Raw genomic sequence first — 12,461 nt, forward strand, 5'->3', positions numbered from 1 at the left:
CCACTACGTGTCGCGCTGGAACCTGCTGAACGACATCCGCATCATCGCCAAGACCGTGCCCGCACTGCTCACCTCAAAGGGCGCGCGGTAAGCCTTTACTGGCCCCCGCCGCCTTGGCCGTGGCGCAGCCTTCCATTCCGATAACCGGAACGCATACCAAAGAATGGCGCTGGCTGCCCTGATGTTCTGGCTGCCATCGTCATCAATTGATAGCCCCGTCCATAGTACAGGGCTGCGATCGTAACCACTGTTATGATGTCAAATTGGAAGAAGAACACCGCTTCAACCCCCATCGACATCAACTGTCTCACCGTGAACATTGCCATGAACAGCGACGCAGCCGAGGGGCTGCGCACTGCCCATGTCAGACAGAAATACACCGCTGAAAAGAACAGCACAGCCTGCATGATCACGCCGATCAACCCTATTTCCACTGCGTTCGAGATCAGCGTGTTGTGAAAGTGGAAGCCGCTGCGCGTTGCGATGCCGAATTGCGCCCAAAGCTCTTCTGCTGCCGGGTTTCCCTGCACCCAGAATGCTTGATAGCCCACGCCGCCCAAGGGACGGGCCATGATTTCGCGGAAGGCGACGTTCCAAAGGTCAGTGCGGCCTGTCAGGGTGACGTCCTTGCCAGTGGTGTTCAGAAAGGCGGCCGCAAATTCGTCGGCCATGGTCGACAGCATCACCGTCGCAGAGGCAGTCAGGACCAAGGTCAGTACAATCGCCACCACACGCACGGGGGCCTTCATTCGCTGCAACAACATGATGGGTCCCACGGCAGCAACCGATGCGGCAACGGCCACCAACGCGCCCGTCGATTGTCCCAGAACCAGAAGCAACGCGCCCAGCCCTGATCCGACCAGTGCCAGCCACCGCCAGAGCCGCGGCATTCGGCGATCCAGCAACACCGCCAGCCCGATCAGAAGCAGCACCCCCATGGAAGACGCCAAGGCGTTCTTGCTGCCATAAATCCCCAGAAATCCCATTCCATCGGCGCGCGTCCGGCCCGAAGCCAGGCTGATGAAGCCTGCAATGAAGAAGCTGAGAAGGAGGATCTTGATCAGCGCCTGCGGCGTGATCCTTTGGCAGATGACAACGGCAATCGTCACCGTCAGCAGCAGTTGAATGCCAAATCTCAGGCTGGCGCCCGAATAATCCGACCAGGTGAACGACACCAGGCACCAGATCGTCATCGCGAACAACAGCCATTCGCGGCGGGCGACGCGCAGGACACCGTCCGGACGCGTCACGATCAGTGCCATTCCTCCCATCAGGAACATCAGAGCCCCTTTTGAGCCGAGAAGCGGCAAAAGCGTCAGGCCCAGGATCGCCACGAACGAGGCCAGAACTTCGGGTGACCAGCGGATCGTGAGCCCTTGCCGGCTGGCCTGCCGCCTCCGCATCTGGGGGTGGAGAGGTTGGGCGGATTGGCTCCTCAGCATGTGATCGACTCCGGGAACAGGCAGGACTGATCCAGCGGCGTGTAGGCCAGCCAGTCGATGTCATAGATCAATGGCTCGGTGCGCGGCTCCTGTTCACCCATCCAGTCGGTCAGCGTGGTGGTGCTCCAGAACGACATGTAGATTTTCTGCGGGTGGTTCGGCAGGACACTGTCCGGCGCAGTGCGGTGCACCTCCTGCCCATCGATGTACCACGTGATGCTGTCGGGCTCCCACCTCAAGGCCACGGTATGGAAATCGCGGTCCAGCGGCGGATCGACAGGCACGGTAAGCCCGTTCACGGGCTTGCCGTCCACATAGGTGTTCAGCGCGACCTCGTCAGGGGAACGGGTCAGGATCTCGATGTCGATCTCGTCATGGCTGACGCCGTGCACCGGCCCGGCATAGGTAAAGACCGATGCATTGAGCCCGGGCCCGCGGGGTGTCCCGATTCGCGCCTCGATCGTGCCGTAGTGGATGAAGCCGTTGGTCTGCACCTCGCCGCACAGCGGGGGTTCGTCTTTGGAAGGATTGTCTGGGATGTGGGACAGCCGCAGCATCCCTTCTGACAGTTTGACGGCCTTGCGCGACCAGGTGCAGTCCATCCAGTCTCCGTTGCTCCAGCCGTCCGAGATGTACCAGCGGCGGTTGTCCAAGCCCTTGTGCTGGAAATCATCCTTGAAGCCTTCGCTCAGGATCGGGCCGAGTTCCTTGGCATCAGCCGCGGACAGGGCGGCCAGAAGGCCAAGCATCCCGAGAATGGCAAGGCGGGGTCGGGCGGAGGGGCGGGTCTGGGTCATCGGATGTCCTTGGCCGAAATCCGGCGGGGGCCGATGTTGCCGCCCGCAATCGGGACGGTTATGGAAGCGGTACCGAGTCAGGTCAATGAAAAGGCGCGTCAGCGGCGGTGCTGAGGGCAAACGGACAGGCATGAACATGGCATATGACGGCCACCAAGCAAGCTCTACCCGCCAGGAGTTGCCATTGATCAGCGTCGTCATGGCCAATTTCCGCGGGGGCAGGCATCTGGAAGCGGCCATGCGGTCGGTTCTGGCGCAGACCTGGCCGCGCCTGGAACTGATTCTGGCAGACGACGCCTCGGACGACAACAGCCTTGCCATCGCGGACGCTGTCGCCGCCACGGATGATCGTGTCCGGGTCTTGCGGGCGGATCGGAACCAGGGGCCTGCAATCACGCGCAACCGGGCACTCGATTCGGCGCAAGGCGACTGGATCGCCATTGTCGACAGCGATGACCTGATCCACCCTTCCCGGTTGGAGCGGCTGGTGGCCGCCGCTTACGAAAGCGGCGCAGGGATTGTTGCCGACGATCTGGTCTATTTCGGAGCGGCCGAGGCACGCGGGGGACGGACCTTGCTGCAGTCCCTTTCGCTGACCGGCCCGATGACGCTGGAACCGGCGCTGTACCTGCGCGCCAATGCCGGCGATTCGCGCATTCCCGGTTTCGGCTATCTGAAGCCGCTGATCTCGAGATCCACGTTGCAGCATCACCGATATGATCCGAACCTGCAAATCGGCGAGGATTACGACCTGATCCTGCGGCTGCTGCTGGAAGGCGCGCAGTTCGTTCTGCTGCCCGATCCCCTTTACGCCTATCGCCGGCATGCTTCCTCGATTTCCTATCGCATGACGGTCGAACGGCAGGCCGCGATGCTGGCTGCGCATCGCGCACTGCCCCCCATGCCCGATGCCGCCGCCCGGCGCGCGGCAGGTGATGTGGACCGCCATCTGCGCCGTGCCTTGCGATATGAAGAACTGGTCCGCGATCTCAAGGACCGCCGCCTGGCTGCCCTGCCTCGGCTGGCCGATCCGGCCATGCTGCGCAGGCTGGCCGCCAGCCTGAATGACCGGCGGCGGCGCAAGGCGGCGCAGGAGGCCGTGTCTGAACTGCCGCTGGGCGCAGTTTCATGCGTGGAACTGCCCCGACCGGGGCAGTTTTGGTCACAATCTCCGGCGGCGGCGGCGGCGGCAATCGCGGCCGAAGCGTCCTTGGGGCGCAATGCGCTTCCTTCGGCTGCGCCGGAATGGGCGCGCTGGCTGGACAAGGCCGTCAGGGACAGCGTTCAGGCCTGATCGCTCTTGCCTTCGCCACGGCGCAACCACGCCAGGACCAAAGGTGACAGGGCCGCGCGCAGTCCTTGTCCGGCCAGCACATGCGGCCGACCCAGGGACAGCATGCGCAGCATGTCGCGGCGGCGCGGTGCCAGGGACGGGTTGTGCCACGGTTGAAACACCATGTTTTGCAGATCGATCTGCCGGTGGCTCAGCCCCGGCATATGCCGCGCCTTGCTGACCGGCCCCTCCAGCACAGCCTGCATTGCAGCGGCAGCGTCGTCATCAGTGGGCTGTGGCGGGCCGTAGAACGCCGACACCAGCGTCAGGCCAAGCCGCAGAGTTTGTCGCTGTCCTGACCGTGATGCGATCTGTACAAGGCGCTGCCACTCTGGCGCCGTCAGCCGGTCCAGCCAGCGGGCCAGATCGGCCACGGCCCAACCGCAGGGTTCACGCGCCAGCAGCGCCTTGGCGATCGTGATGGTCAGCAGCAGACAGCCGTCCTCGGGTGCAGGCACCGGGACTTGGGTGCCTTGGTGCGACAAGGATATGACTCGGTCCAGAACTTCGGACGCATGACGCCAATCGGGCAACCCGACCTGCTGCAGGCTGTGGTGAAGGTCGATCACGGCGTTATCGGAGGGGCGCAGGAAATGCTCTTCCCCCAGAAAGCTGATCCACCAAAGGGCGCGGTCAGGCTCCATCGGAACAAAACCCATCTGCTTCAGGACCTTTGCGGCCTGTGCCCGATCGCGCGGCCGGACGAACAGGTCGATATCCCCCGAAGGCCGTTTGAACGGCTGATCGTGGACAACCATCTGCTGGAACGGTCCTTTCATGACCACATGCGCCAGCCCATGACCCGCCAGAGTGCCCGACACCTCGGTGCTGACTGCCATTGCCAGCCGGTTCAACGCCACGGTCTTCAAATTTGCCTGCAGCAGATCAGCCGACAGACCCTGGCACCCGGCAGGCAATGCCTGCGGAGCCAGCGGAAGCCAGCCCAGCATCTTGTTGTAGCGTGCAAGATGGAACAAACGCTCGGGCACGACCACCTCCGGCGTGACGGCAAGTTGCGGCTGTTGTCCCGGGTCCGAGGCCGCCATCAGCACCGCGATTTCCGCAGCTCCGTCGCCCGCCACTTCCGGTCCGGTCTGGAATGATCCCGCCATCGCGCCCTGCCTGCCCATGTCCGGGCCGTGTTACATGCGGACAGGCCTGCGGCACAATGGACCGAACGGTTGCTGCGAAAGATTGTGCGGCAGCAGCCTTGGCATTGCCACAGAACCTGTCGAATTACGATTTCCCCATTCTTGACATCTTTTGTCGGATTCCTTACCCCACTGAAAGGCCGGACCTGCCCAGAGGGGACATTCCGGGAAAAATCCAGATTAACGGGCCGCAATGCCGTGCTGACCGGACATAAATCACTGGCTTTCACTGTGCAGGCGGATGCCGTTCAAGGGTTGGCCAGGAGTCGTGTCGCTGCTCGACCTGCCGCTCAGCCCAAGGAACCGACTCATGACTGATCTTGGAGCAAGATTGGCGGCACTGCCGCTGTTCGGACTGATCCGCGACGGCGGCTGGACCATGTGGCTGATCGCGGCCCTGTCGGTCATCACGCTGGCCGTCGTGTTGTGGAAGCTGTGGTCCCTGTGGCGGCTGGGTGTCTGGGGCGGCAGCCATTCCCGCCGCGCGATCGAGTTTTGGGCCGCCGGCCGCCGGCGCGACGCGATGGAGGCGGTGCGAGGACGCCCCTCGGCGCGTGCCCGCGTGGCGCAGGCCGCCATCGGAACCTCCCTGGACCCGCGCTTTGACGACACTGCCGCGCGCGAGGAAACTTCTCGTGTTGCGCGCCAAGCCCTTTACCGTTCGCGCGAGGGGCTGCGCGCCCTCGAACTGATCGCCACGATCGCGCCACTGCTGGGCCTGCTGGGAACCGTGCTGGGCATGATCTCGGCCTTTCAGGTTCTGCAAAGCTCGGGCAACCAGGCCGATCCTTCCGATCTGGCAGGCGGTATCTGGGTGGCGCTGCTAACCACGGCTGCGGGCATGGCGGTGGCAATCCCCGCTGGTGTCGCCTTGTCCTGGTTCGAAAGCATCGCCGACCGGCTGCAATCGGACCTCGAAGATCTTGCGACGCGCGTTTTCGTCAAGGCCGCCCCCACACCCGCAGCGCCTCTGTTCGAGGCTGCGGAATGAACAGCAAGGCCGGATTCGACCTCGGTCCGCGCCGGCACCCGCGCAAGATGTCGCTGACGCCGATGATCGACGTGGTCTTCCTGCTGCTGATCTTCTTCATGTTGGCATCGCGCTTTGGAACCGATGCGGTGCTGCCCATTGCAGGCGGGGCCGAAGGTACGGGCAGCGACTGGCAGGGCGCCCCGCGCCTGATCGACATCGCGCCCGATGCGGTTCTGGTGAACGGCACCGCCGTTGACAAACCCGCGCTGGCCGCGGCTGTCCAAGGCCTGCTGCCCGCGCCGGACTCGGCTGTCATCCTGCGCCCGCAGGATGACGCCGACCTGCAACGGCTGGTCTCGGTCATCGACCGTTTGCGCGATGCCGGCATCACCAACCTGATCCTGATCGAGTAGCCCATGCGCATCGACATGCCCCCCCGCAAGCCGCGTGGCGAATCGATCATCCCGATGATCAACGTCGTCTTCCTGCTGCTGATCTTCTTTCTGCTGACGGCGCAGATTGCCCCTCCGACGCCCTTTCCGCTGACTCCACCCGACAGCCGGTCCGATGTGCCCGCCCTGGCGCAGGATGTCCTTTATATCTCGGCCGAGGGTGCGCTGGCTTGGAACGAGGCGCGAGGCGAGGCCGTGTGGGACCAGATTGCCGCGACCGAAGGCACGGATCCCATCGAAATTCGTGCCGATGCCGCCACACCCGCTGCGGCACTGGCCGCCCATCTCAAGCGCCTACGCACCCTTCGTGACGCCGGCGCGCAACTGGTCGTCAGCGGAGGATAGGTCCATGATCTCGCGTCGCACATTGGAAACGGCCGGCTTCTTCACCATCGCAGCGGCGCTGCATGTTTCGGCGGCGGCCATCATGCTGCCCGACCGGCTGGAACGCGGCACTGCCGCCGAGGCGCCCCCCGCAGCACTTGCCGCGGGCGGAGAGGAAATCCAGTCGCTGGTGTCGGAATGGGAGGCCCCGCCCGAAGTCGCGGCGGCGGCCGACCTGGCGGAACCACAACCCATCACCGAACCCGAGCCGCCGGTTCGGGCGGAACCGCGGGAAATGCCTCCGCTTCAGACGGCCATGGTACCGCCCCCCCTGATGGTGCAACCCGACCCGACGCCCGTGCGCCCGAACCTGCCCGAGCCGCCGGCCCCGGAACCCGAGCGGGAGCGCATCGACCCGGCCGACCTGGACCTGCCCGAGCTACAGGAGTTCACGCCGCCTCGGATCGATGTCGAACCGAGCCTGACACTGGAAGCCTCGGCCCGTCCCGACCGCCGTCCCGAACGGCGGCGTCCCAAACCGCAGCGCCAGCCCGACCCGGAGCCTTCGCCGCAGCGCCAGCAGGCCGCGCGCGAGGCACCGGCTGCCGCGCAGCCTGCTCAACGCGCCGGGCAGGGCGGACAGGCACAGTCCAGCAGCGCCGGCGGCGGCGGCGGCGGCTCGAGCGCCGCAACCCGCGCCAGCGCAATGGCGCAGTGGGAGGCGCAGATTCAAGCCTGCATTGCGCGTCAATTATCCCGCATTCGAGGCGGCAGCACTGGGCGGGTCATCGCCAACATCTCGATCACTCGCAATGGCCGCATCCAAGGCGTTTCCTTGGCTGGCGGAACCGGAGATCCACGCGCTGATTTGCAGATACTGCGAGGCATCCAGCGCGTCCGCTCCTGTCCGGCAGCGCCAGCCGCTGTCACTGATCCCGCCTTCACCTTTCAGCAGCCCTTTGCTATTTATTAAACAACAGCAGTTTGTGCCAAACCCTGACAGGGGCCCTTGGACTTCTCATTCCTCTGATCACATGTGGTGCAGAACCAAAGGCCGACCCTCATGCTGCCCCACACGGATCGAGGCATCATAAAGATGCGACAGCATCGCCTCGGTCAGCACATCGCAGGCCGGCCCCTCGGCCACGATCCGTCCGTCCTTCATGGCGATGACATGATCCGCCCAGGCGGCGGCATAGTTGATCTCGTGCACGACCATGCCGACACTGCGCCCGCGGTTGTCCACCAAGCCGCGCAGCCGGCGCATCAAGGCGCGCGCATGCGCCATGTCGAGGTTGTTCAACGGCTCGTCCAGCAGCAGCCAGTCGGTGTCCTGCGCAAAGGCCATGGCGATATGGGCACGTTGCGCCTGCCCGCCCGAAACCTCGTCCAGAAAACGGTCCGCCAGTGGCGCAAGGGCAAAAGCCTCTAACGCTTCCGCCACCATCGCGCGGTCGATGGCGCCCGGTCGGCCCTTGTGATGGGGCCATCGGCCAAAGGCCACCAGTTCGGACAAGCGCAGGCGACTGGCAATGGCCGTTTGCTGCCCCAGGATCGACATGACCCGCGCCAGCTGGTCCGTGGGAGTCGTGGCGACATCATGATTCGCCACCGTGATGCGCCCCTGCTGCAGCGGCTCCAGCCGGCCGATCAGGCGCAGCAGGGTGGATTTTCCCGCCCCGTTCGGCCCGATCAGCGCGGTCAGCCGTCCCTTGGGCAAGTTGGTCGAGATGTCGTGCAGGATGGGCGTCCCGTTGATGCGGTGGCCGACATGGTCGATCTGGATCATCGGATGCGTCCCTTCAGCAGCAGATACAGGAAGAACAGGCCGCCCGCGAATTCCACGACGACCGACAGGGTGGCTGCCTGGCCCAACTGGCGTTCGAACAGCCATTGTCCGCCGACCAGCAGGACCGCCGCCGACAGGGCAGCGGCGGGCAACAGGACCGCATGGCGGGCAGTCCGCATCAGCCCGTGCGCCAGCCCCGCAACGATCAGCCCAAAGAAGGCCACCGGCCCCACAAGCGCCGTCGACACCGAAACCAGCACCGCCACCAGCGCCAGCACATCCAGCACGACGGCCTGATGCCTCAATCCCAGCGAAAGGGCCGGATCGCGTCCCAAGGCAAGCACATCCAGGCGCGCCGACATCCGCCAGGCTGCCACCACGGCCAGAACAGTCACCACTGCCGCGATCGGCAGCAGGCGGACATTCACGCTGTTGAAGCTGGCAAAGCTGGCCGCCTGCACAACGGCAAATTCATTCGGATCAAGGACGCGTCCCAGAAAACCCGCAATCGACCGGAACAGCACACCTAGGATGACGCCCGTCAGGATCATGCGCGGCACGTCCCGCGCCCCGCGCAGCAGAAGCGTGCCGAACAGCAGACTGGCCAAGGCCGTCATCACCCCGATCTCGGCCAGGAACTTGGTGCCCGAGGGTAGGCCTGCGTAACCTGCCCCGCCCAGGACCACGACCAGCACGGTCTGCAGCAGCACATATAGCGCATCGAATCCCATGATTGACGGTGTCAGCACCCGGTTCGCGGCGACGGTCTGGAACAGGATCGTGGCAACGCCCACGGCGACGGCCACGATCGTCAGCGCGGCCAGCTTGCCAGCCCGCAGCTGCAGGATGAAGCCGCGGTTGCCCCCGCCAATGCCATGGAACATCCACAGCGCCGACAGAACCGCCAGAGCCAGCCCCATGCCGCCCAGCATCAGGGCCGCGCGCCTATCCATGGACGGGCCTTCGGTTCAGCAGCCAGAGAAACAGGCCGGCGCCCACGATGCCCAGAATCAGGCCGGCAGGCAGTTCGTAAGGACGGATCGCCAGCCGTCCGATCAAGTCGCAGACCAGCACCAGAACCGCCCCCGCCAGCGCCACGATCGGCAGCGAGGCGCGCAGGTTGTCCCCCATGATCCGCGCCACCAGATTGGGCACGACAAGCCCGACAAAGGGAATCATCCCTACGGTCGTCACCACCATCGCGGTCACGACCGACACGACCGCCAGCCCAAGCCGCATCACTGCCGCCGTGGACAGGCCCAACCCGGTCGCCACCTGATCCCCCAGTCCCAGAATTGCAAAGCGGTCGGCGGAAAACCAAGCCAGCGCCGCGGCGATCGCGGCAATCCACAGCAGCTCGTACCGACCCGCGATGACGCCCGAGAATTCCCCGCTCATCAACCAGGTGCCGACATACTGCATCAGGTCCGTCTGCCAGCCGATGAAGGTGACGACGGAACCCAGGACACCCGACAGGACAAGGCCCGCAATGGGAACCAGCATCACCTCACGCACGGGAAGACGCCTGATGACGGCCAGAAACAGCGCTGTCGTGGCCATTGCGGTCAGGCTGGACGCAACCATCCGCAACCACAGCGGACTGGCGGGCCACAGGATCGTGATGGCCAGCAGGCCCAAGGCCGCGCCCTCTGCCGTGCCGGACGTATCGGGCCCGACAAAGCGGTTCCGGACCAGCGCCTGGATCAGAACGCCCGCCACCGACAGGGCAGCGCCCGTCAGTGCCACAGCCATGGTGCGCGGCAGCCGCGACTCCAGCAGGACCAGCATGGCCTGCGGATCACGAAAGATGCGGCGCAGATCGACATGAGCGGCGCCGACGGTCAGGCTTGCCAGCATCAGCGCGATCAGCGCCAATGTCAGGGCGGGCAAGGGACGCATCAGTTGGCGGGACCGTCCGACAGCGCTGCGGTCAGCTGATCAAGCAGGGCAGTCATGGCGCCGTATCCGCCGGCCGAGACATAGGCGGCCGCCGGGTCCAGATAGATCACCTGATCCTTTTGCCATGCGGTCGTACCCTCGACCAAGGCACCGTCGAGTGTCGCCTTGGCACCTTGGCCGTCCTCGCCGATGGCCGCGCCCCGATCAACGACCAGAAGCCAGTCGGGATTGGTTTCCGCAATGAATTCATGGCTGATGGCCTGTCCATGCGTGGCCTGGTCCAGACCTTCGACGGCCTCGGTCAGACCCGAAGCACCAAAGATCCAGCCAAAGCGCGAATCTTTGCCATAGGCGGCCATCTTGGGGCCGTTGGTCAGCACGATCAGCGCCGTTCCCTGCCCTTGCGCGGCTGCGCGCAGGGCAGCCTGCTTTTCATCCAGGGTTGCGGACAATGCGGCGGCCTCGTTCTCCTTGTCGAACAGGATGCCATAAGCCGCAATACGGGCCTGCGCATCGGCCACCATGTCGGTGCCCAGCGTCATGTCGATGGCCGGGGCCACCTGGCTGACGGCGTCCAGCTGCGTGGCCGAGCGGCCGCCGACAACCACCAGATCCGGCCCAAGTCCCGCCAGCGCCTCCAGATCGGGTTCGAACAAGGTGCCGACGGGGGCGGCATCGGGCACGGCCTCTCGCAGGGCAGGAATCACAATGTTGTCGATCGTGCCTGCAGGCGTCACGCCCAAGGCCGTCAATGTATCCAGCGCGGCCATGTCATAAACGGCAACCGTTGCCGGCTTGGCCGGCAAGGTGACCGGCCCTTGAGCCGTTTCGATGGTGACATCCTCGGCCCAGGCCGCAGACGACAACGAGAGGGCCAAGAGGCCGGACAGCGCGATGCGACGCATGACGGATCCTTTCATCATCATTTCGCGTGGGGCTGGAACGGGTGGCTGCACGCAAGGGGGGCTTAACGCGGAGGGAGTGCGAGAACAAGAATGGCCATGTATTTTTGTCGGAATTATTGACACCGGTCCTCCTGCGTCCTAGCCCGCCCTTTCAGGATTGCCCTTGAAAGGATACCGATATGCAGATGACTGCCAGTTTTCCGACGATGCGCGCGTCCGCCCTGCTGGGCACGATGTCCAAGCATTTTGCACACAAGATCACCGTGATCGAGGAAGAGGATTGTTCCACCCTGCATTTCGAAATGGGCGAGGCCGGTATTTCCGTGACGCCAGAAGGCCTGCACCTGACGCTGAATGCCCTTGATCCGGATGCGATGGAGCGACTGCGGGGCGTCGTCGAAGGTCACCTTTTGCGCTTTGCCCATCGCGAGGATCCCGCGCCGCTGGCATGGACCGCGGCTGGCTGAGTGGCTGGCATCGGGGTTTGCCCGGGACAAAGTCTGTATCCCAACAGGATGTCGCTCAAAAAGGCTCGCTGCCCTCGCCACAGCCAAGGCTTGAAATGATCCCGTACAAGGCTGCGGCTCCCAACAGCCGAGGCTCCGCATCATGGGGGCTCCAGTCCAGCAGCCATTCGCCCAGAAGCCCGTGCTTGTTCTTGATCCGCGCCCATCGTTGCGTGGCCATTCCGCGCCGGGGGGCAGGAACCGGACGACAATGCCACCGGCTTTCCGTGGCATTGGACCCTGCCCCTTCGCGGATCAGCATCAGGCCGGTCGTACCCCCCGCCTCGGCCGCCAATTGCAGGCGCCGTCCCGCCGTCAGGGACAAGGGACGCTGAGGCTCGGCCAGGACGAACCCTGTGACAGAGGCCCGCAGCGCCTCTTCGGCCGACCATAAAAGGTCGGTTTCGGAACGCGTGCGCACCAGATGCAGGCGGGCCGGCAGGCCGTGGGGCAGGCCTGCGGGAAAAGGCGTCCAATGGTTCCGCACAGGGCGGATCCAGAAGACAGGCCCGGGATGGCGTACCGCCTGAAAGATCGCAAAGACAATGGCGCCCGGACCCTGCACCTCGTGGATGCGATGGGGGATCAGCCGGAACGGGTCCGTGTCACCAAGGTCCATGATGCCTCCTTTCATCTAGAACAATACGTGAACATGTAGGCTGTGGAAACCTTTCGGGTCTTTTCATTTCCCCGCAGGTGGCGTTCGGTGCCGTAGGAGGTGCCATGGTGATGTATCTGGGAATCGATGGTGGCGGGTCAGGCTGCCGCGCCGCAATTGCCGATGGTCACGGCCGCATCCTTGGCCGGGGCGAAGGCGGGCCCGCAAACATCAATTCCGATCCGCACGGGTCGGCCGCCAGCATCCTGGCGGCCGCAACGGCCGCCATGGT

General features: G+C 64.7%; 14 protein-coding genes. 6 read left to right on the plus strand and 8 right to left on the minus strand.

Going from position 1 to position 12,461, the window contains the following annotated elements; genetic code table 11:
- Window positions 1–95 precede the first annotated feature (95 nt).
- Together ACLHHB_RS09580 and ACLHHB_RS09585 are read right to left on the minus strand one after the other, a co-directional pair.
- The gene (locus tag ACLHHB_RS09580; RefSeq protein WP_410218054.1) at window positions 96–1,280 is read right to left on the minus strand and encodes an O-antigen ligase family protein; all 1,185 of its coding nucleotides are present in this window, start codon (window positions 1,278–1,280) and stop codon (window positions 96–98) included.
- A gap of 155 nt (window positions 1,281–1,435) precedes the next feature.
- Window positions 1,436–2,239: a family 16 glycosylhydrolase gene (locus ACLHHB_RS09585; RefSeq protein ID WP_410218055.1), complete on the minus strand. Its 804-nt coding sequence runs from the start codon at window positions 2,237–2,239 to the stop codon at window positions 1,436–1,438.
- Between the two features lie 130 nt (window positions 2,240–2,369).
- On the opposite strand from ACLHHB_RS09585, the gene ACLHHB_RS09590 reads away from it, so the two are divergent.
- Window positions 2,370–3,533 (plus strand): glycosyltransferase family 2 protein, encoded by a 1,164-nt coding sequence (locus ACLHHB_RS09590; RefSeq protein WP_410218056.1) that lies wholly within the window; start codon window positions 2,370–2,372, stop codon window positions 3,531–3,533.
- On the opposite strand, the gene ACLHHB_RS09595 is transcribed toward ACLHHB_RS09590, so the two are convergent.
- A complete protein-coding gene (locus ACLHHB_RS09595) occupies window positions 3,524–4,684 on the minus strand; it encodes a nucleotidyltransferase family protein (RefSeq protein ID WP_410218057.1) in 1,161 nt (386 codons plus the stop codon). The two genes, ACLHHB_RS09590 and ACLHHB_RS09595, sit on opposite strands and share 10 nt — an antisense overlap.
- 349 nt (window positions 4,685–5,033) lie before the next feature.
- Here ACLHHB_RS09595 and ACLHHB_RS09600 point away from each other — a divergent pair, with 349 nt between their 5' ends.
- Genes ACLHHB_RS09600 through ACLHHB_RS09615 form a run of 4 tightly spaced genes read left to right on the plus strand, consistent with a single transcriptional unit; the run spans window position 5,034 to window position 7,445 of the window.
- A complete protein-coding gene (locus ACLHHB_RS09600) occupies window positions 5,034–5,714 on the plus strand; it encodes a MotA/TolQ/ExbB proton channel family protein (protein ID WP_410218058.1) in 681 nt (226 codons plus the stop codon).
- Window positions 5,711–6,109 (plus strand): ExbD/TolR family protein, encoded by a 399-nt coding sequence (locus ACLHHB_RS09605; RefSeq protein ID WP_410218059.1) that lies wholly within the window; start codon window positions 5,711–5,713, stop codon window positions 6,107–6,109. Before ACLHHB_RS09600 ends, ACLHHB_RS09605 begins: the two co-directional genes overlap by 4 nt.
- Before the next feature lie 3 nt (window positions 6,110–6,112).
- Entirely contained in the window at window positions 6,113–6,493 is a 381-nt protein-coding gene (locus ACLHHB_RS09610; RefSeq protein WP_410218060.1) for a biopolymer transporter ExbD, read from the plus strand.
- A gap of 4 nt (window positions 6,494–6,497) precedes the next feature.
- Window positions 6,498–7,445 (plus strand): energy transducer TonB, encoded by a 948-nt coding sequence (locus tag ACLHHB_RS09615; protein ID WP_410218061.1) that lies wholly within the window; start codon window positions 6,498–6,500, stop codon window positions 7,443–7,445.
- 57 nt (window positions 7,446–7,502) lie between these two features.
- Here the strand turns inward: ACLHHB_RS09615 and ACLHHB_RS09620 are convergent, their stop codons facing one another.
- Genes ACLHHB_RS09620 through ACLHHB_RS09635 form a run of 4 tightly spaced genes read right to left on the minus strand, consistent with a single transcriptional unit; the run spans window position 7,503 to window position 11,065 of the window.
- Complete coding sequence (locus ACLHHB_RS09620; RefSeq protein ID WP_410218062.1) at window positions 7,503–8,261, minus strand: ABC transporter ATP-binding protein; 759 nt, start codon at window positions 8,259–8,261, stop codon at window positions 7,503–7,505.
- Entirely contained in the window at window positions 8,258–9,214 is a 957-nt protein-coding gene (locus tag ACLHHB_RS09625) for an iron chelate uptake ABC transporter family permease subunit (protein WP_410218063.1), read from the minus strand. The genes ACLHHB_RS09620 and ACLHHB_RS09625 overlap by 4 nt, the downstream gene beginning before the upstream one ends.
- Window positions 9,207–10,160, minus strand: coding sequence for an ABC transporter permease (locus tag ACLHHB_RS09630; protein ID WP_410218064.1), 954 nt, complete (start codon window positions 10,158–10,160; stop codon window positions 9,207–9,209). Before ACLHHB_RS09630 ends, ACLHHB_RS09625 begins: the two co-directional genes overlap by 8 nt.
- The gene (locus tag ACLHHB_RS09635; protein ID WP_410218065.1) at window positions 10,160–11,065 is read right to left on the minus strand and encodes a siderophore ABC transporter substrate-binding protein; all 906 of its coding nucleotides are present in this window, start codon (window positions 11,063–11,065) and stop codon (window positions 10,160–10,162) included. The genes ACLHHB_RS09630 and ACLHHB_RS09635 overlap by 1 nt, the downstream gene beginning before the upstream one ends.
- 179 nt (window positions 11,066–11,244) lie before the next feature.
- Between ACLHHB_RS09635 and ACLHHB_RS09640 the strand changes: the two genes are divergently transcribed.
- Window positions 11,245–11,532, plus strand: a complete 288-nt coding sequence (locus ACLHHB_RS09640) for a DUF2218 domain-containing protein (protein ID WP_410218066.1) — start codon at window positions 11,245–11,247, stop codon at window positions 11,530–11,532.
- A gap of 55 nt (window positions 11,533–11,587) precedes the next feature.
- On the opposite strand, the gene ACLHHB_RS09645 is transcribed toward ACLHHB_RS09640, so the two are convergent.
- Window positions 11,588–12,190: an ImuA family protein gene (locus ACLHHB_RS09645; protein ID WP_410218067.1), complete on the minus strand. Its 603-nt coding sequence runs from the start codon at window positions 12,188–12,190 to the stop codon at window positions 11,588–11,590.
- Window positions 12,191–12,461: the final 271 nt, after the last annotated feature.

Origin of the sequence: Paracoccus sp. (in: a-proteobacteria), assembly GCF_046462195.1 — a bacterium.
Classification (GTDB): Bacteria; Pseudomonadota; Alphaproteobacteria; order Rhodobacterales; family Rhodobacteraceae; genus Paracoccus.

Bases quoted from the DNA above. Each gene is read 5' to 3' on its own strand.
- ACLHHB_RS09580 (WP_410218054.1), bottom strand. From the start codon at position 1,280: ATGTTCCTGATGGGAGGAATGGCACTGATCGTGACGCGTCCGGACGGT.
- ACLHHB_RS09585 (WP_410218055.1), bottom strand. From the start codon at position 2,239: ATGACCCAGACCCGCCCCTCCGCCCGACCCCGCCTTGCCATTCTCGGG.
- ACLHHB_RS09590 (WP_410218056.1), top strand. From the start codon at position 2,370: ATGAACATGGCATATGACGGCCACCAAGCAAGCTCTACCCGCCAGGAG.
- ACLHHB_RS09595 (WP_410218057.1), bottom strand. From the start codon at position 4,684: ATGGCGGGATCATTCCAGACCGGACCGGAAGTGGCGGGCGACGGAGCT.
- ACLHHB_RS09600 (WP_410218058.1), top strand. From the start codon at position 5,034: ATGACTGATCTTGGAGCAAGATTGGCGGCACTGCCGCTGTTCGGACTG.
- ACLHHB_RS09605 (WP_410218059.1), top strand. From the start codon at position 5,711: ATGAACAGCAAGGCCGGATTCGACCTCGGTCCGCGCCGGCACCCGCGC.
- ACLHHB_RS09610 (WP_410218060.1), top strand. From the start codon at position 6,113: ATGCGCATCGACATGCCCCCCCGCAAGCCGCGTGGCGAATCGATCATC.
- ACLHHB_RS09615 (WP_410218061.1), top strand. From the start codon at position 6,498: ATGATCTCGCGTCGCACATTGGAAACGGCCGGCTTCTTCACCATCGCA.
- ACLHHB_RS09620 (WP_410218062.1), bottom strand. From the start codon at position 8,261: ATGATCCAGATCGACCATGTCGGCCACCGCATCAACGGGACGCCCATC.
- ACLHHB_RS09625 (WP_410218063.1), bottom strand. From the start codon at position 9,214: ATGGATAGGCGCGCGGCCCTGATGCTGGGCGGCATGGGGCTGGCTCTG.
- ACLHHB_RS09630 (WP_410218064.1), bottom strand. From the start codon at position 10,160: ATGCGTCCCTTGCCCGCCCTGACATTGGCGCTGATCGCGCTGATGCTG.
- ACLHHB_RS09635 (WP_410218065.1), bottom strand. From the start codon at position 11,065: ATGCGTCGCATCGCGCTGTCCGGCCTCTTGGCCCTCTCGTTGTCGTCT.
- ACLHHB_RS09640 (WP_410218066.1), top strand. From the start codon at position 11,245: ATGCAGATGACTGCCAGTTTTCCGACGATGCGCGCGTCCGCCCTGCTG.
- ACLHHB_RS09645 (WP_410218067.1), bottom strand. From the start codon at position 12,190: ATGGACCTTGGTGACACGGACCCGTTCCGGCTGATCCCCCATCGCATC.